Genomic DNA, 18,736 nt, shown 5'->3' with positions numbered 1-18,736 from the left:
GCCGGTCGGCCGCGCGTAACGCGACCGCTGTGCCGGGCCGGCCGGGAGGCACCGCGCTCGATGTCAGGACATCATGAATGCACGCCGAGCGAGCGGGAAAGCGGAGCAGGAAACAGAGGGATCGGTGGATCGGCCGCTTCGGGACGCGGTACCCCGGCCCGACCCATTTCCGTCCTGCGTGCGCACCCCATGAGGAGGAAAGCTCCTGTGCCTGAATTGCAACCCGTGATCTCTCTGCCTGCCAGGGCCGCCGTGTTCCTTGTCGTCACCATGGAGCCGGGCGGTGAGGGCACGGTGCGTGACCTTCTCCAGGAGGTATCGGCTCTGCGGCGCTCGGTCGCTTTCCGCGCCCCCGACCAAGGGCTCGGCTGCGTCGTGGGCATCGGATCGGCGGCCTGGGACCGGCTTTTCGGCGGACCGCGCCCGCGTGAGTTGCATCCGTTCGCGGAATTGGCGGGTCAGCGCCACACAGCTCCGGCCACGCCCGGCGACATCCTTTTCCACGTGCGAGCCCAACGCATGGACCTCTGCTTCGAACTGGCCCGCCTGGTCACCGATCGACTCGGCGCAGCGGTCAGGGTCGTCGACGAGGTGCACGCCTTCAAGTATTTCGACGAGCGCGATCTCCTCGGCTTCGTCGACGGCAGCGAGAATCCCGAAGGGAACGCCGCGGCCGACGCCGTGTACATCGGTGACGAGGACCCCGACTTCGCGGGGGGAAGCTATGTGATCGTCCAGAAGTACGTGCACGACCTGGCGGCCTGGGACGCCCTGCCGTCGGACGAACAGGAAAAGGTCATCGGCAGAACGAAGACCGCCAATATTGAACTGCCTGACGACGTGAAGCCCGTGGACTCCCATGTCGCGCTCAACACCATTACCGACGAGGACGGCACCGAACGCAAGATCGTCCGGGAGAACATGCCGTTCGGCAATGTCGGACAAGGGGAGTTCGGCACCTATTTCATCGGCTACGCGCGCACCCCCGACGTGACCGAACAGATGCTGAAGAACATGTTCACGAACGCCCGGCCAGGTCTGCACGACCGGATCCTCGACTTCTCGACGGCGGTTACCGGCTGCCTGTTCCACGTGCCGACCGCCGACTTTCTCGATGACCTCCCCGACGCACCCGGCGTCGCCGTGATGACCGACGGTTCCCTGGGGATCGGCAGCCTGAAGGAGTCCGACCATGACCACGCTCAACGGTATGCATAACCTCCACCGCGAACTCGCCCCGATCACCCCACAGGCGTGGGCGGAAATCGAGGACGAGGCACGCCGCACCTTCCGCCGGAACCTCGCGGGCCGGCGGGTCGTGGACGTCTCGGAACCCGAAGGGCCCGGACTCGCGGCGGTGGGGACGGGCCATTTGTCCGCCATCGAGGCACCGGGAGCGGGGGTGACGGCACAACTGCGCGAGGCGCGGCCCCTGGTCGAATTGCGGGTGCCGTTCACCGTGAGCCGTGCCGCGGTCGACGACGTGGACCGGGGCGCGAAGGACTCCGACTGGCAGCCGGTGAAGGACGCGGCGCGCGCCATGGCGTTCGCCGAGGACCGCGCCATTTTCGACGGATACCGGGCGGCACACATCGACGGGCTGCGCAGCCGTACATCCAACCCCGTTCTGCGTCTCCCGGCAGAACCCCGCGAATTCCCGGACGCCGTGAGCCACGCCCTGACCACGCTCCGCCTGGCCGGCGTCGGAGGCCCGTATTCGCTGCTGCTGGGCGCTGACGCCTACACCGCCGTGAGCGAGACCTCCGACCACGGCTACCCGATCGCCGCGCATCTCGGGCGCATGCTGGACGGCAATCTGATCTGGGCTCCGGCGCTCGACGGCGCCTGCCTTCTGTCCACGCGGGGCGGGGATTTCGAGCTGAAACTCGGCGAGGATCTGGCGATCGGTTATACGGCGCACAGTACGACCGATATCGAACTCTACTTCCGTCAGACGCTGACGTTCCTGGTGTACACCGACGAAGCCGTGGTGACGCTCGTTCCGGCGGCAAACGGGAGTGCCGACGCAAGGGAGAAGGGGTGAAGCGCAGGTGCGTTCCCGTGGCAGCCACTCCTGGGGCCTGCGAGGCGTTCCGCTTGCAGAGCAGCGGACATCGCGATTGAGTTGCAGAGACACCCTCGGCACCCCTCGGCACCAGGAGCTGCCATGTCGATGCCCTTCGGTTCGGGATTCGGTTCTTCCGACCCCTTCAGCGAGTTGTTGAACCGGTTCTTCGGAATGTCACCGGCATCGTCGCCGCCGGCCGTCCAACGCGTGCCCATCGGACGGCTCTTGACGGATTCCTCGCAGGAACTCCTCAATCTGGCCGCCCGAAGAGCGGTCGAGGACGGCACCTCCGATCTCGACACGGAACACCTGCTCTGGGCGGCCACAAAGGTCGAACCGGCACGGAAATTGCTCTCTCAAGCAGGCGTGGACCCCGATACGCTCGCTTCGGAAGTCGCCGAGGTCCTGCCGCGGGAATCCGGTGAGCCGTCCGCGGAACCAGGACTCACCCCCGCGGCCAAGCGCACACTCGCCACGGCCTACGCGCACTCACAGGAAACCGGGGCTTCGTACATCGGGCCCGAGCACATTCTCGGCGCGCTGCTGGGCGACGGCGACACCGGCGCCGCCCGGCTGCTGCGCGCGGAGGGCCTGGACCCGCAAAAGGTGGCGGGCCTCGCGGAACAGGCGTCCGGCCCGGACGGGTCGCCGGCCGCCGGGAAGAAACCCGCCACGACCCTGGACGAATACGGGCGCGACCTGACGGAAGAAGCGAAAGCCGGCAAGCTCGACCCTGTGGTGGGACGGGCCGATGAGATCGAGCAGACCATCGAAATCCTCTCGCGGCGCTCCAAGAACAACCCCGTCCTGATCGGTGAGCCCGGCGTCGGGAAAACCGCCATCGTCGAGGGGCTGGCCCAGCGCATTGTGGCGGGCGAAGTCCCGGAAACCTTGAAGGACAAGAGAGTTGTCGCCCTCGACCTCTCCGGGATGGTGGCCGGCGCACAGTACCGCGGGCAGTTCGAAGAGCGCCTGAAGAAGGTCATCGAGGACGTCCAGGCGGCCGGCGGCGACATCATTCTGTTCATCGACGAACTGCATACGGTCGTGGGCGCGGGGGCGACCGGCGAGGGGGCGATGGACGCGGGCAACATGCTCAAGCCGGCGCTCGCACGCGGCGAACTCCACGTGGTGGGCGCGACGACCATCGACGAATACCGCAAGCACATCGAGAAGGACGCAGCCCTGGAACGCCGCTTCCAGCCGGTACTGATTCCGGAACCCACCGTCGAGGAAACGGTGCAGATCCTGGAAGGGCTGCGGGACGCATACGAAGCCCACCACCAAGTCCGTTTCGCCGACGGTGCGTTGGCGTCGGCGGCCGAACTGTCCGACCGTTACATCAGCGACCGGTTCCTGCCCGACAAGGCCATCGACGTCATGGACCAGGCAGGCGCCCGCGTACGCCTGCGCAGCGCCGGCCGTTCCACCGAGATCGTCAGCCGTGAGGACCGCATCGCCAAACTCAGGCGCGAGCAGGACCACGCCGTTGCCGGTGAGGACTTCGAAAAGGCATCGCAGGTCAAGCGGCAGATCGCCGAGGCGGAAGGGGAACTCGCCGGGATCGAGGAACGGCGCGAGGGCGTCGTCTCCGTCACCGCCGCGGATATCGCCGACGTCGTTTCCCGCCGCACCGGTATCCCGGTCTCGCAACTCACCGCGAGCGAGAAGGAAAAGCTTCTCCATCTCGAAGAGGAGATGCACGCAAGGATCGTCGGCCAGGACGAAGCGGTCACCGCAGTATCGGCGGCGGTGCGCCGAAATCGCGCGGGCATGGGCGACCCGAACCGACCGGTGGGCTCCTTCCTCTTCCTGGGCCCCACCGGCGTCGGAAAGACCGAACTCGCCAAGACGCTCGCCGAGTTGCTGTTCGGCGACGAGGATCACATGATCCGTTTCGACATGAGCGAGTTCCAGGAGAAACACACCGTCGCCCGGCTGGTCGGCGCCCCTCCGGGATATGTCGGCTACGAAGAAGCCGGCCAGCTCACCGAGAAGGTCCGCCGGCAGCCCTACAGCGTGGTGCTCTTCGACGAGGTGGAAAAGGGCCACCCCGACGTCTTCAACACGCTGCTGCAGATCCTCGACGACGGCCGGCTCACGGACGCCCAGGGCCGCACCGTCGACTTCCGGCACTGCGTCATCATCATGACGTCCAACATCGGCGCCCACCGCATTCTGGCGCACCAAGGTGATGTGTCCGAGATCAAGGGCGCGTTGATGGAAGACCTGCGGGCACGGTTCCTGCCCGAATTCCTCAACCGCATCGACGACACCATCATCTTCCACAGCCTCACCGAGGACGACCTGTCGCGGATCGTCGACCACCTGCTGGACCGGAGCAAGCACCGGGTGCACGCACAGGGCATGAAGCTGGACGTCACGGACGCCGCCAAGCGGCTGCTCGTCGCCCACGGCCACCAGCCGGAATTCGGTGCGCGTCCGCTGCGCCGCACCATTCAGACCGAGTTGGACAACCGCATTTCCTCGCTGCTGCTCAGCGGTGAGGCAGAGCCGGGAGAGACCATCGTCGCCGACGTGGTGAACGACTCGCTGCACTGCACCGTGCGCAAGGACGAAGCCGCCGCCGCGGAGCAGGGCGCCGGGCAATAGGCACCCACCCCCGGGCTGGGCGCCGGGCGCCGGGCGGACACGCGTCTACCGGTGCCCCGGTTCCCCGGGGAGGCGTTCCAGAGCGGCGGCGACGTCGGTGTGCCGGGCGGTTTCCGTGAGAGCGCGGGCCATGACCGACCCCGGCTCCCGCGCGGTGGTCACCAGACCCACGGGCACCGTCCGGGCGGGCTCGACCATCGGCACCGCCCGCATGCCGTGCGGGACGCCGAAGACGTGCAGCCAGGCGTGCGGCACGATGCTCGCCCACCGGCCCGTCCGCACATGGGCGAACAGGGCGGCCACCGAATCGGTCTCGACCCGGGGCGACGGGCTCAGCCCGGCCTCGGCGAACAGTTCGTCCAGCACCCGGCGCCCCTGCATGACCTCGCTCAGCAGGCACAGGGGCAGCCGTGCGGCATCGGCCCAGGTGGCCGTGGTCCGATGGGCCAGGCCGTCGGCGGCCGTGATCAGCAGCACGTACCGTTCCTGATACAGCGGGACCGCCTGGAAACCCTCCGGAAGTCCCTTGTGCAGATAGGTGATTCCGGCGTCGATCTCGAAATTCTGCAGCTGCCGGAGAATGTCCTGTGACTGGAGGTCCGCTATCACCTCCACGGTGACCAGCGGGTGTGCCGCGCAGAACGGGCCGGTCAGCTGCGAGACGGCGCCGGACGCGGTCGGCACCGAGCCGATCCGGATCCTGCCGCTCAGCCCGGTGCGCAGGGCACCCACCTCGTCCTTGAGCGCGTCGCGATCGGCGAGGATCCGCTGGGCCCACACCACGATGCGCTCGCCCTCCGGCGTGAGGCCCTCGTACTTGCGGCCCCGCCGGACCAGCGGCACGTCCAGTTCGTCCTCCAGCTTGCGGATCGCCTCCGAGAGCGCGGGCTGGGAGACGTAGCAGGCTTGGGCGGCGCGGGCGAAGTGACGCTCCCTGGAGAGGGCCACCAGGTATTCGAGTTGGCGAAACAGCACGTCATGGGTCTACCCGACGCTCCGTCGGAACGCCAATCGAGGGCCGTGCGCCGCACCGGACGCCGCCGCCGTCAGGCCACCGGCTGCTGTTGCAGGCGTTCGGCGCCGGTGTAGACGTTCATCGAGTCGCCGCGCAGGAAGCCGACCAGGGTCAGCCCGCCCTCCGCGGCGAGGTCGGCGGCGAGCGAGGACGGGGCGGAGACCGCCGCCAGCATCGGGATGCCGGCCATCAGTGCCTTCTGCACCAGCTCGAAGGAGGCCCGGCCGCTCACCATCAGCACCGTCCCCCGCAGCGGCAGCAGCCCCGACCGCAGGGAGTGGCCGACGACCTTGTCCACGGCGTTGTGCCGGCCGACGTCCTCACGCAGGCAGAGCAGCTCGCCGTCGGCCGTGAAGAGACCGGCGGCGTGCAGACCGCCGGTGCTGTCGAACACCCGCTGGGCGGCCCGCAGCCGGTCGGGGAGTGCCGTCAGCGCCTGCGGACCGATGCGCAGCGGGTCATCGGCGACGGACCACGCCGTCGAGGTGCGCACCGCGTCCAGGCTCGCCTTGCCGCACAGCCCGCACGAGGACGTGGTGTAGAAGTTGCGCTCCAACGAGGCGTCGGGAGCCGCCACGCCGGGGCCGAGGACGACGTCCACCACGTTGTAGGTGTTGCCGCCATCGGCCGTCGCCCCCGCGCAGTAGCGGATCCCGGCCACGTCGTCGGCGGCGTGCACCACCCCCTCGCTCACCAGGAATCCGGCCGCGAGGTCGAAGTCGTCGCCCGGGGTGCGCATGGTCACCGTGAGCGGACGCCCGCCGACCCTGATCTCCAACGGCTCCTCGACGGCCAGGGTGTCGGGCCGCTGCGAGGACACTCCGCCCCGCATCCGCAGCACCCGCCGCCGCGCAGTCACGCGTCCCATGATGTTGCTCCTCTTCCCGGAGCTGCGCTCCGACGGTGTGACGGACGTGAACCGGAACCGTGCCTTCTCGCGGACCGTGTCACCGCGGCACCGTCCGGTTCGACGGCCGTCGACGATATGACGTGCGGCGTACCCGGCCGCGCCGCCACGCCCTCACGGCAGGCTCCGACGGCTGTGGCGTGCCGTGACCGCCAGGCACAGCAGGCCGATGGCCGCGAGTCCCGCCAGCAGGGCGGGGTAGGAAGCGGCCCAGGCACCGGCGGTGACGGCGAGCAGGAGCGGGGTGAGAAAGCCGCTGTAGGTGGCGCCCTGGTGCAGAAAGGCCGTGGAACGCAGGGCTTTCGGAGGCGCCAGCCGTTCGATCTCCCGCAGCCCCGAGGCCAGCGTGAGGCCGTATCCGGCGCCGAGCAGGACGGCCGCGCCCAGCACCAGACCCACGGAGCCGTCGTGCACGGCGCAGGCACCCACCAGGAGCCCCCCGATCACGGTGATCATGCCGACGAGGGTGGCCCGCGCGCTGTGGGCATGGTCCAGCCGGGCGGCGAGGGGCTGGACGGCGATGCCCGTCGCGAGCGTCAGCGCCGTCACCAGACCGCTGAACACCGGCTCGTATCCGGGAACCCGGTCGGCCACCAGCGGCGGCAGCACGACGTACGCCACGGTGGCGGCGCCGAAGACCGCGGGGCTCGCCGGAAGCACCACCCACATGAAGCGGGGGTTCCTGACGACCGCCCGGTACAGGCCCGCGAGGCGCGGCCTCACCGGGGCGGCGGCCGGCACCCGCGCCGTGTCCGGTACGCGGCCGGTCGCGCCGCACACCAGCAGGGCCAGCAGGCAGTGCACGAGGCAGGGCAGCACCATCGGCTGCGGCAGCCACGCGGTGAGCGCGCCCGCCGTCAGCGCCCCCGCGGCGAAGCCGCCGCCGGTGGCGTAGGTCGCGCGGCGGCCACCCGCGTCCGGCCGCCCGGCCCTCGCGGACAGTTCGAGCAGCCACTTGGTTCCCGCGGTCAGGACGATGCCCGCCGCGATGCCGGTGCCGAGCCTGCTGGCGTAGACGAAGGTCCGGGAGACGGGCGCCGCCGCCAGCAGGGCACTGGCGACGGCGGACAGGACCAGTGCGGGCCGCACCGTGCGCCGCCTCCCGAACCGGTCGGCGGCCGGGCCGCCGAGCAGCAGTCCCGGGAGCAGTCCCAGCAGGTAGGTGGTGAACATGGCGGCCACCGGGACGGGCGGCCAGTGCGCCTGCGTCCGGTACACCACCGAGAGCGGGGTGAACTGGTTCGCGCCCCACCCGGCGGCGAACACCGCAGCCGCCGCCGGGAGCCAGCCGCGCGCGGCGCGAGATGCGGGCATGCGGGGCAGTACCTTTCTGAATGCGGTGTTTCATGTTCCGTACGCGTGCCTCCTCGGAGGCCGTGGGCTCAGCCGGCGGTACGGGCGGGCTCCAGGCGGACCACAACTCCCTTGGACGTGGGGCAGTTGCTGATGTCGGCGACGCTGTCCAGCGGCACCAGGACGTTGGTCTCCGGGTAGTAGGACGCCGCGGAGCCGCGGCTGGCCGGGTAGCCGACGACCCGGAAGTTCTCCGCGCGGCGCTCCGTCCCGTCGCGCCAGATGCTCACCAGGTCCACCTCGTCGCGGTCGGTGATGCCCAGCGCCTCCAGGTCGGCCGGGTTGACGAGTACGACGCGGCGGGCGTTGTGGATGCCGCGATAGCGGTCGTTCGGGGCGTACGGGATGGTGTTCCACTGGTCGTGCGAGCGCAGGGTCTGCAGCAGCAGATGGCCCTTGGGGACGTCCGGCATGGTGAACGCGTTGCAGGTGAAGACGGCCTTGCCGCTCGGGGTGGGGAAGACCTGCGAGTTCACCGGGTTGGGCAGCCGGAAGCCGCCGGGCTCGGCCACCCTGGTGGTGAAGTCGTCGAAGCCCGGCACGACTCGGGAGATACGGTCGCGGATGGTGCCGTAATCGGCCTCGAAGTCCTCCCAGGGGAGGGCGGGCTTCTGCCCCAGGGTCCTGCGCGCCAGCCTGCTGATGATCGCCACCTCGCTGAGCAGGTGCGGGGAGGCCGGCGGCAGCTTCCCCCGGGAGGCGTGCACCTCGCTCATGGAGTCCTCGACGGTGATGAACTGCTCGCCGGTGGCCTGCACGTCCCGGTCGCTGCGGCCGAGGGTGGGAAGGATGAGGGCGGTGTCGCCGCAGACGGTGTGGGAGCGGTTGAGCTTGGTGGAGATGTGCGCGGTCAGCCGGCACTTGCGCATGGCCTCCTCGGTGACCGCGCTGTCGGGCGTGGCCCGCACGAAATTGCCCGCGACGCCGAGGAAGACCTTGGCGCGGTCCTCGTACATGGCACGGATGCCGTTCACCGCGTCCAGGCCGTGGCGGGTGGGCGGGGTGAAGCCGAACTCCCGCTCCAGGGCGTCCAGGAAACGCTGCGGCATCCGCTCCCACACCCCCATGGTGCGGTCCCCCTGGACGTTGCTGTGGCCGCGCACCGGGCACACACCGGCGCCCGGCCTGCCGATGTTGCCGCGCAGCATGAGGAAGTTGACGACTTCACGGATGGTGGGAACGCCGTGCTTGTGCTGGGTGAGCCCCATCGCCCAGCACACGATCACCTTCCGGCTCCGCAGGACCCGCTCGTAAACGGCCTGGATCTCCTCGCGGGACAGCCCGGTCGCTTCGCGTATGTCCTCCCAGGAGATCTTCCGCGCGTGCTCGGCGAAGTCGGCGAAGCCGGTGGTGTGGGCCTGGATGAACTCGTGGTCGAGCACGGTGCCGGGCGCGGCGTCCTCGGCCTCCAGCAGCATCCGGTTCAGGGCCTGGAACAGCGCGAGGTCGCCGCCGGCACGGATGTGCAGGAACTGGTCGGCGATCGTCGTGCCGCGGCCGATCACCCCGCGCGGGCGCTGCGGGTGCTTGAAGCGCATCAGCCCGGCCTCGGGCAGCGTGTTGACCGCGACGACCTGCCCGCCGTTGCGCTTGGTCTCCTCCAGCGCCGACAGCATCCGCGGGTGGTTGGTGCCTGGGTTCTGCCCCACGACGAAGATCAGGTCGGAGGTGTGGATGTCGTCGAGCGAGACGCTTCCCTTGCCGGTGCCCAGGGTCTCCTGCATCGCGGCCCCGCTGGACTCGTGGCACAGGTTGGAACAGTCCGGCAGGTTGTTGGTGCCGTACGCGCGGGCGAAGAGCTGGAGCAGGAAGGCGGCCTCGTTGTTGAGCCGGCCCGACACGTAGAAGAGGGCCTCGTCGGGGGAGGCCAGCGCCTTGAGTTCCCCGGCGAGCAGGCCGAGCGCCTCGTCCCAGCCGATCGGCTCGTAGTGGGTCGCGCCGGGCCGCTTGACCATCGGTTCGGTCAGCCGGCCCTGCTGGTTGAGCCAGTAGTCGGACTTGCCGTCCAGCTCGGCGATGGAGTGCTCGCGGAAGAAGTCGGCGGTGACGCGGTGCGAGGTGGCCTCGTCGTTGATGTGCTTGGCGCCGTTCTCGCAGTACTCGTTCATGTGCCGCTTGCCCGGTGCGGGCTCGGGCCAGGCGCAGCCGGGGCAGTCGATGCCCTTGGCCTGATTGATGTTCAGCAGTGTCAGCGCGGTGCGCCGCACCGACGTCTGGCCCAGCGAGTACTCCAGTGCGTGCGTCACCGCGGGAACACCGGTCGCCCAGGTCTTGGGCGGGGTGACCGACAGGTTGTCGCTCGGGTCCTCGTTGCTGCTCATGATCTGGTCTGCCTCTTTCTGCCATGCGCCGGTACGGACAGGTCCGTTCGGCGGCGAGTGCCGGAAGGCTCCGTCGCGTGCGGGACACCCCGGCCCGGGAAACGGCGGCCCGTTTCCCCTCATTACGAGCCAGAAATCGTGCGCCGAATATTCTCCTGCATGGACTGCGGATATCCGGATTCTGCTGCCGGAACAGCTTCCGGCAATCCATGGGGAGAAGTCAAAGAGGTCTTTTTGATGAGCTGATAGGTGCGGCTTATCGCTGCACCTGTCGGCGTTCTCCGCCGGGCGGATGGCGCCTGCCACCTGGACGTACGCGGCCCCGGAGCCCTTCCGTGCGGCGTCCGCACGTCCGGATAACTCCAGCCGATCACGTCATCGAGACCCCCTCTTTGACTTCTACCGTAAATTCTCCGATGGTGATCGATGGATTGATGGACCGATGGATTGACGGGCCGCTGGCTTGATGGCCCGGTGGATCGATGAGCGAGAAATTCGATGCCGGCGGTCAAAAGCCCCGGGCAGAGGAAGAAGGCAGCCCCCATGCCCCGACCACACCCCGACCACAGCGCCGATCCGGCCAGGACCGGTCCGCCCCGGCACCACTGCGCCGAGCCGCGCCCCGGCACCCCGTCCCCGCTGACGGACCGCTTCGGACGGATCCACACGGACCTGCGGGTCTCGCTCACCGACCGGTGCAACCTGCGGTGCACGTACTGCATGCCGGCCGAGGGGCTCGACTGGCTGCCCCGTGCGGATGTGCTCACCGACGACGAGGTCGTGCGCCTGGTCCGCATCGGCACCCGGCGCCTGGGAATCACCGAGGTCAGGCTGACCGGCGGCGAGCCGCTGCTGCGCCGCGGCCTGCCCGGCCTGGTCGCCCGCATCGCCGCCCTGGACCCGGCCCCCGCACTCTCGCTCACCACCAACGGCATCGGCCTCGCGCGCAGCGCCGCCGCCCTGCGCGAGGCCGGGCTGAGCCGGGTCAACGTCAGCCTGGACACGCTGCGCCCCGAGCGGTTCGCCGCGCTCACCCGGCGCGACCGGATCACCGACGTGCTGGCGGGCCTGGCCGCCGCGCGGGACGCGGGCCTGGCCCCCGTCAAGGTCAACGCGGTCCCGGTACGGGGCGTCAACGACGACGAGATCGCCGAGCTGGCCGCCTTCGCCGCGGAACACGGGTATCGGATGCGGTTCATCGAGTCGATGCCGCTCGACGCCCAAGGCGCCTGGGACCGCGACCGCATGGTCACCGCCGCGGAGATCCTGGAACGGCTCGGTGACCGCTTCGCACTCGTTCCGGTCGAGCGGCGGGACAACGCACCCGCGGAGGAGTGGCGGATCGCCGGTACGACGGCCGTGGTGGGTGTCATCGCCAGCGTCACCCGCCCGTTCTGCGGCGGTTGCGACCGAGTGCGGCTGACCGCCGACGGGCAGCTGCGCAACTGCCTCTTCGCCACGGAGGAATCCGACCTGCGGGCGCTGCTCCGCGACGGCGCCGACGACGCGGCAGTGGAGGCGGCCTGGCGGACCTCGGTCGCGGGCAAGGGTCCGGGCCACACCATCAACACCCCGGAGTTCCGCCGCCCGGACCGCCCGATGTCGGCCATCGGCGGCTGACGGCCCGTCGCCGCCCGCCGCCCCCGCCCGCACCACCCGGAACCGGCGACGCGACGACACGAACCGCCCAAGACAAGACCGGACGAGACCCGACGAGACCGGACAACACGACAAGGTGAGCCAGATGCGCAAGTGGATCGAAGCGGCCAAGGCCGAACTGGGCGTCGACCTGGACGTCGACGTCGCGGAGCTGCTCGACATGACCAAGGTCGTCGCCCACGGCGTGGCACGCCCCGCCGCCCCCCTGACCTCCTTCCTGGTCGGCTATGCCGCCGCGCGGGAAGGCGGCGGCCCCGGCGCCGTCGCCGCGGCGAACCGCAAGGTGACGGCGCTCGCCGCACGCTGGACGGCCGAGCACGAGAACGGCTCGGCGACCGCATGACCGGGGCACGCACGAGCACCCTGGACGGCACACACCGGCACACGTCCCGGGCGGATGGGTACGCGACGGGCCCCGCCCCGACGTGGGAACAGGCCAGGTCGATCGCCCGGGACTGCGCGGGACAACCGCTGCCGGCCGTCGCCCGCCCGCTGCCCGACGCCCTGGGCCGGGCGCTCGCCGAGCCGTTGGCCGCGCTCACCGACCTGCCGCCGTTCGACACGTCAGCGATGGACGGCTGGGCCGTGGCGGGCCCGGGACCGTGGCGGGTGCGAGGCGCCGCCGTCCTGGCCGGCGACCGGCCCGAGCCGATCGGCGACGGCAGTGCCGTCCCCATCGCCACCGGCGCCCGGCTGCCGGCCGACGCGACCGCCGTACTGCGCAGGGAGCACGGCGACACCGGCACCGGCGAGCTGCACGACCGCTCCGCAGAACCCGGCCCGTTGCCTCCTGGCCGCGACATCCGGCCGCGCGGCCAGGAATGCCACGCGGGCGAACCGCTGCTCCCCTCCGGCACCACCGTGACCCCGGCGGTACTGGGCCTGGCGGCAGCGGCCGGATACGACAGGCTCGTCGTCCACCGCCGCCCGACCGTGGAACTGCTCGTACTCGGCGACGAGTTGCTGCACTCAGGACCGCCACGGGACGGACGGGTCCGCGACGCACTCGGCCCGCTGCTGCCGCCCTGGCTGCGCGGCTTCGGCGCCGAGGTGACCGGATGCCGCCCGGTGGCGGACGACGCGGAGCTGCTGATGGAGGCCGTACGCCACTCGGCCGCCGATGTCGTGGTCACCACCGGCAGCACGGCCGCCGGTCCTGTGGACTTCCTGCACGACGTCCTCGGCAAGGCGGGCGCCCGGCTGCTGGTCGACTCCGTAGCCGTGCGGCCTGGCCACCCCATGCTGCTGGCCGAGCTGCCGCCGGCCGACGGTGGACGGCCCCGGCTGCTGATCGGCCTGCCCGGAAACCCGCTGGCCGCCGTGGCGGGCACGGTGACCCTGGCCGCGCCGCTGCTGCGCCGCCTCGGCGGGCACCCGGACGCGGAGCCGCGCCGCACGACCGCGGGCGCCGCGCTGCCGGGGCACCCGCGGGACACCCGCCTGCTGCCGGTGCTCCGCGGCGAACACGACGTCGCGCCGCTCCCGTTCGACGGCCCGGCGATGCTGCGCGGCCTCGCGTTCGCCGACGGCCTCGCGGTGGTCCCGCCCGGCGGCGTGGCCCCCGGCGACGCCGTGCAGGTCCTGGACATACCCGGACGCTGACCGAACCTCCGCCCCGCCCGGCCCGAGTGGACGCCAACCCCGATACGCGGTCAGGCAGCCGGGACGACGGTGACCTTGACGTGCTTCATGATCGGCTGGTCGCTCTGGGTGCTGTAGTCGCCGAGCGCGCACAGGACGTTCATCTCGGGCATGTAACCGGCCGCGCAGCCGCGGGGGATGTTGTAGGGGATGGCGAGGTAGCCGTTGAGGTGGCGGTGGCTGCCGTCCTTGGCGGTGCTGGTGATGTCGACGGGGTCGAGCTCGCCGATACCGCGTTCGCGCATGTCGTCCTTGTTCATGAAGACGAGGGTGCGCAGGTTCTTGACGCCGCGGTAGCGGTCGTTGTCGGAGTAGATGGTGGTGTTCCACTGGTCGTGGGAGCGCATGGTGCCCAGCGCCAGCGTGCCGGGCGCGGGGACCACGTCGGGCAGCGGCGCGGTGGAGAACTCGGCGCGTCCGGACGGGGTGAGGAAGACCAGTTCCCGGGCGGGCTGCTTGATGCGGAAGCCGAGCGGCAGGCGCACCCGGCGGTTGAAGTCCTCGAATCCGTCGAGGACTTGGGCCATGGTGTCCCGGATGCGGTCGTAGTCCTCGATGTACCACTCCCAGGGAGTGGAGCTGGCGGGCAGCGCCGCGCGGGCCATGCCGGCGACGATGGCGGGCTCCGAGAGCAGGTGCGGTGAGGCGGGGCGCTTCATGCCGATGGACAGGTGGACCATGCTCATCGAGTCCTCGACGGACGTGCTCTGGACCCCCTTGCGCTGGTGGTCCTTCTCGGTACGGCCAAGGCACGGCAGGATGAGGGCCTGCCGGCCGTGGACGAGGTGGCTGCGGTTGAGCTTGGTGCTCACCTGGACGGTCAGGTCGCAGTTGCGCAGGGCCCGGTAGGTGTAGGGCGTGTCGGGCGCCGCGAGGGCGAAGTTGCCGCCCATGCCGACGAACACCTTCACATCGCCGCGGTTCATCGCCTGGATGGTGCCGACGGTGTCCAGACCGTGCTCACGCGGCGGCTCGATCGTGCAGGCAGCGGCCAGCCGGTCGAGGAACTCGTCGGCGGGACGGTGATCGATACCGCAGGTGCGGTTCCCCTGGACGTTGCTGTGCCCGCGCACCGGGGAGGGACCGGCGCCCTCACGTCCCAGATTGCCGCGCAGCAGCAGCACGTTGACGATTTCCCGGACGGTGTCCACGCCGTGCTCGTGCTGGGTCAGGCCGAGGCACCAGCTGACGATGCTGCGGTCGGCCTCGCCGTACACACGCGCCGCCTTGAGGATGTCGTCACGGCTGACCGCGGACTGCTTCTCGATCTCCTCCCACGACGTGGCCTCGCACAGGGCCCGGTACGTGCCGAACCCGGCCGTGTGCCGCTCGATGAACTCCCGGTCCAGCGCCTTGGGGTCGGTGGCGGACTGCTCCAGGATCGCCTTGGCCATGCCGCGCAGCAGCGCCATGTCGCCACCGATGCGCGGCTGGAGATTCAGGGTGCTGGTCCTGGTCGTCTTGAAGAGCGCCATGTCCGTGAAGTCGTGCGGGACGATGGTGCGGGTGGCGGCTGCCTCGACCAGCGGGTTGATGTGCACGATCTGAGCGCCGCGGTGGTACGCCTCGGCAAGGGCGGTGAGCATCCGGGGCGCGTTGGACGCGGCGTTGACCCCCAGGATGAACAGCGCGTCCGCGCTCTCCCAGTCCTTGAGGTCGACGGTCCCCTTGCCGGTGCCCAGGGATGCCTGGAGGGCGCGTCCGCTGGCTTCGTGGCACATGTTGGAGCAGTCGGGAAGGTTGTTCGTGCCCAGCTCACGGGCCATCAACTGGTAGAGAAAAGTGGCCTCGTTGCCGAGCCTGCCGGACGTGTAGAACGACGCCTGATGCGGGTTGTCCAGTCCGCGCAGAGCACGGCCGACCACCTCGAACGCGTCCTTCCAGCTGATCGGAACGTAGTGGTCGGATCCGGGGTCGTACGCCATCGGCTCGGTCAGCCGGCCCTGGTTTTCCAGGTCGTAATCGCTCCACCCGGAGAGTTCGGTCACCGAATGGGCGGCGAAGAATTCCCGCCCGACGCGCTTACGCGTCATCTCCCACGTGACGTGCTTGATGCCGTTTTCACAGATGTCGAGGTGCAGACCCTTGGTGTCGTCCGGCCACGCGCATCCCGGACAGTCGAATCCGGTGTTCTCGTGATTCATCCGCATGATCGCCCGCGGCCCGTCCACCAGCGCACCCTCACGCACCAGGAACCGGGTCACGCTCTTCGCGGCGCCCCATCCGGCGGCGGGGTGGTGATAGGGATGGAATTCCGGAGCGTCTGTGGGGGTGGGGCCCACATGGGACTCCATTCGATCCTGTTCCTCGGGGGACGCGCTCAAGATTCTCACCCTTCCGCCACGCGGACGTGGGCCGGCGGACGACATTTCCGCTCAGGCTAAATGCGGTGATAAATCCGTGCCACTCGGCCCTCGGAATGCCTGTGCGGGGCATATGGGTGAGCCGGGTGAACCTTTCCCGGACGGGATCAGTGGGCCGCCGGGATGTGCTGGACGCCGATCCGCTTGCGGAAGACCCAGTACGTCCAGCACTGGTAGAGCAGCACGACCGGCAGGAAAACCGCCGTCACGACGGTCATCACCGTCAAGGTGTAGCTCGCCGACGAGGCGTTGGCGACCGTCAGCGACCAGTCGGCGTTGAGCGTCGAAGGCATCACGTCCGGGAACAGCGAAAGGAACAGCATCGCGAACGACGAAACGACGGTCAGCCCCGACAGGATGAAGGCCCAGCCGTCCCGCCCGAGCTCGTTGGCGATCAGCGCCCCGGCTGTCGCCGCCACCGCGACGATCAGCGCGCCCAGGCTCCAGCCGCCGCCCGAGTGCGCCTGCGTCCAGATCAGGAAGACCAGTGCCAGTACGGCGGCGACCGCGCCCAGCGCCCGTGCCCGCGTCCGCGCGCGGGCACGGATGTCACCGACCGTCTTCAGCGACGCGAAGACCGCGCCGTGGAAGGTGAAGAGCACCAGCGTCAGCAGCCCGCCGAGCACCGCGTACAGGCCGAACAGGTCCCCGAAGCCGCCCACGTACGACTGGTGTTGGTCGATGGCGATGCCGCGGACCATGTCGGCGAAGATCACACCCCAGAGGAACGCGGGCAGCAGCGACGCCCAGAAGATGGCCAGCTCCCAGTTGCGCTGCCAGCGTTCGCCCGTCCGCTTGGCCCGGTATTCGAAGGCCACACCCCGGACGATCAGACAGATCAGGATGATCAGCAGCGGCAGGTAGAAGCTGCTGAACAGCGTGGCGTACCAGTCGGGGAAGGCCGCGAAGGTCGCACCCGCGGCCGTGATGAGCCAGACCTCGTTCCCGTCCCACACCGGGCCGATGGTGTTGATCAGAACCCGTCGTTCGGTGGTGTCACGGGCCATGAGCCGGGTGAGGATTCCGATGCCGAAATCGAATCCCTCAAGGAAGAAATAGCCCGTCCACAGCACGGCGATCAGAATGAACCAGAGATCGTGGAGATGCATGGCGATCCGTTCTCAGTACGCGAAGGCGAGGGGCTTGTCGGAGTCTTCGTCGGAAGGGCCGCGCAAGGTCGGGTCCTTGGCCGGGGGACGCTCGTCGGTGTCGGGTCCTGCCGCGGCGTACTTGGCCATGAGCCGCACCTCGATCACCGCGAGTACCGCGTAGAGACCGGTGAACGTGGCCAGTGCGCCGATCTGCGTGCCCACACCGATATTGGGGGAGACGGCGTCGGCGGTGCGCATCAGCCGGAAGACGACCCAGGGCTGACGGCCCATTTCGGTGAAGATCCAGCCGAAGCTGTTCGCGACCAGCGGGAAGCACATGGTGAGGATGCCGATCCGCCAGCTCCACCTGGTGAAGAAGACGTTCATCTCGCGGTTCCTGGTGAGCATCAGCCGTGGTGGTTCGTCCTCGCCGGTGCGGTACCGGGGGGCGAGCCAGAATTTCCTGCGGGTGGTCCACAGACCGATCAGGGCCGCGACGAAACTGGTCATACCGAAGCCGATCATGAGGCGGAATCCCCAGTACGTCATGAAGATGTTCGGGAGGTAGTCGTGCGGCCGGCCACCGAATTCGGCCGCCTCCTCACGAGCCCTGTTGTTGATTCCCGGGACCGGGGAGGAGAAGTCGTCCTTGGCGAGAAAGGACAGCGCTCCGGGGATCTCCAGCTCGACGGCGTTCCGTCCTTGGGAGACGTCGCCGACCGAGAAGACCGAGAAGGGGGCGGGAGCCTGCGTGTCCCAGAGTGCCTCGGCGGCTGCCATCTTCATCGGCTGCTGCTCGAACATGACCTTGCCGAGGCGGTCGCCGCTGATCGCCGTGCCGAGACCCGCCACCACGGCGATGACCAGGCCGAGCCGCAGCGAGGTGCTCATGACGGTAATGGTGCGGCGGTTGGTTTCCGTGCCGCGTTTGGCTCGCCACAGGTGGTACGAGGCAATGCCGATCACCAGGGCCGCGCCGGTGAGGAAGGCCGCCGTCAGTGTGTGGAAGACCTGGACCAGGGTGGTGGTCTGGAAGAGAACCCGGCCGATATCCGTGAGTTGGGCCTTTCCGGTGACGGGGGCGATCTTGTATCCGACCGGGTGCTGCATAAAGGAGTTGGCCGCCAGAATGAAGTACGCGGAGAGCAGGGTGCCGATGGCGACCAGCCAGATGCACGCGCAGTGCAGCTTCTTCGGCAGCCGGTGCCAGCCGAAGATCCACAGCCCGATGAACGTGGACTCGCAGAAGAAGGCGATCAGCGCCTCCATCGCCAGCGGGCCGCCGAAGACGTCACCGATGAAGCGGGAGTAGGCGGACCAGTTCATGCCGAACTGGAACTCCTGAAGGATGCCGGTGACGACTCCCATCGCGAGGTTGATCAGAAAGAGCTTTCCCCAGAATTTCGTGGCGTGGAAGTACGTGTCCTTGCCGGTCCTTACCCAGGCGGTTTCCAGCCCTGCCACGATGGAGGCCAGGCTGATGGTGAGAGGGACGAAGAAGAAGTGGTAGACGGTGGTGATGCCGAACTGCCACCGCGCGATGGTCTCGTGACCGATTGCCAACTCCACTGCATCCTGCTCTCACTCGGTTTCGCCGCGTTCCGGGGCATAGGTATCTCTAGTGCATGGCACCCGCGAATCGGGTGAAGCCTGTCTGAGGGCGCGGGTGAACGTTCCTTGCAATCGCCGGATCGGCCCCCTGGCG

13 protein-coding genes are annotated in these 18,736 nt (G+C 69.4%); 6 read left to right on the top strand and 7 right to left on the bottom strand.

The annotated features are described in order from the left end of the window. The first annotated feature begins 189 nt into the window (after positions 1–189). From ACGFNI_RS06050 to ACGFNI_RS06040, 3 genes are all read left to right on the top strand, one after another. Positions 190–1,218, top strand: coding sequence for a Dyp-type peroxidase (locus tag ACGFNI_RS06050; protein ID WP_393681461.1), 1,029 nt, complete (start codon positions 190–192; stop codon positions 1,216–1,218). Then, positions 1,211–2,044, top strand: a complete 834-nt coding sequence (locus ACGFNI_RS06045; protein WP_393681459.1) for a family 1 encapsulin nanocompartment shell protein — start codon at positions 1,211–1,213, stop codon at positions 2,042–2,044. Before ACGFNI_RS06050 ends, ACGFNI_RS06045 begins: the two co-directional genes overlap by 8 nt. A gap of 123 nt (positions 2,045–2,167) precedes the next feature. After that, a complete protein-coding gene (locus ACGFNI_RS06040) occupies positions 2,168–4,681 on the top strand; it encodes an ATP-dependent Clp protease ATP-binding subunit (RefSeq protein WP_393681010.1) in 2,514 nt (837 codons plus the stop codon). A gap of 45 nt (positions 4,682–4,726) precedes the next feature. Here ACGFNI_RS06040 and ACGFNI_RS06035 read toward each other — a convergent pair whose 3' ends face one another. From ACGFNI_RS06035 to ACGFNI_RS06020, 4 genes are all read right to left on the bottom strand, one after another. Then, positions 4,727–5,656, bottom strand: coding sequence for a LysR family transcriptional regulator (locus tag ACGFNI_RS06035; RefSeq protein WP_393681009.1), 930 nt, complete (start codon positions 5,654–5,656; stop codon positions 4,727–4,729). A 71-nt stretch (positions 5,657–5,727) separates the two neighbouring features. Continuing rightward, positions 5,728–6,564 carry a formate dehydrogenase accessory sulfurtransferase FdhD gene (gene fdhD, locus ACGFNI_RS06030; RefSeq protein ID WP_393681007.1) on the bottom strand — a complete coding sequence of 279 codons (837 nt, stop codon included), beginning with the start codon at positions 6,562–6,564 and terminating at the stop codon, positions 5,728–5,730. A 153-nt stretch (positions 6,565–6,717) separates the two neighbouring features. Further along, positions 6,718–7,917 (bottom strand): MFS transporter, encoded by a 1,200-nt coding sequence (locus ACGFNI_RS06025; protein ID WP_393681005.1) that lies wholly within the window; start codon positions 7,915–7,917, stop codon positions 6,718–6,720. Positions 7,918–7,985: 68 nt separating this feature from the next. Further along, on the bottom strand, positions 7,986–10,277 hold the full coding sequence (locus ACGFNI_RS06020; protein ID WP_393681003.1) for an FdhF/YdeP family oxidoreductase: 2,292 nt from the start codon (positions 10,275–10,277) through the stop codon (positions 7,986–7,988). A 543-nt stretch (positions 10,278–10,820) separates the two neighbouring features. Here ACGFNI_RS06020 and moaA point away from each other — a divergent pair. The 3 genes from moaA (at position 10,821) to ACGFNI_RS06005 (ending at position 13,538) form a co-directional block, all read left to right on the top strand. Then, a complete protein-coding gene (moaA, locus tag ACGFNI_RS06015; RefSeq protein WP_393681001.1) occupies positions 10,821–11,897 on the top strand; it encodes a GTP 3',8-cyclase MoaA in 1,077 nt (358 codons plus the stop codon). A gap of 124 nt (positions 11,898–12,021) precedes the next feature. After that, complete coding sequence (locus ACGFNI_RS06010; protein WP_393681000.1) at positions 12,022–12,279, top strand: DUF6457 domain-containing protein; 258 nt, start codon at positions 12,022–12,024, stop codon at positions 12,277–12,279. Next, positions 12,276–13,538 carry a molybdopterin molybdotransferase MoeA gene (locus ACGFNI_RS06005; RefSeq protein WP_393680998.1) on the top strand — a complete coding sequence of 421 codons (1,263 nt, stop codon included), beginning with the start codon at positions 12,276–12,278 and terminating at the stop codon, positions 13,536–13,538. The genes ACGFNI_RS06010 and ACGFNI_RS06005 overlap by 4 nt, the downstream gene beginning before the upstream one ends. 50 nt (positions 13,539–13,588) lie before the next feature. Here ACGFNI_RS06005 and ACGFNI_RS06000 read toward each other — a convergent pair whose 3' ends face one another. The 3 genes from ACGFNI_RS06000 to ACGFNI_RS05990 form a co-directional block, all read right to left on the bottom strand. Then, positions 13,589–15,871, bottom strand: coding sequence for an FdhF/YdeP family oxidoreductase (locus ACGFNI_RS06000; protein ID WP_393680996.1), 2,283 nt, complete (start codon positions 15,869–15,871; stop codon positions 13,589–13,591). Between the two features lie 176 nt (positions 15,872–16,047). Next, entirely contained in the window at positions 16,048–17,049 is a 1,002-nt protein-coding gene (gene cydB / locus ACGFNI_RS05995; protein WP_393680995.1) for a cytochrome d ubiquinol oxidase subunit II, read from the bottom strand. Between the two features lie 12 nt (positions 17,050–17,061). Further along, positions 17,062–18,600 (bottom strand): cytochrome ubiquinol oxidase subunit I, encoded by a 1,539-nt coding sequence (locus tag ACGFNI_RS05990; protein ID WP_393680993.1) that lies wholly within the window; start codon positions 18,598–18,600, stop codon positions 17,062–17,064. Positions 18,601–18,736 lie beyond the last annotated feature (136 nt).

The organism is Streptomyces sp. NPDC048644 (assembly GCF_043199105.1).
In the GTDB taxonomy this organism is placed as follows: Bacteria; Actinomycetota; Actinomycetes; order Streptomycetales; family Streptomycetaceae; genus Streptomyces.
This window is presented reverse-complemented; position numbering and strand designations above follow the sequence as displayed.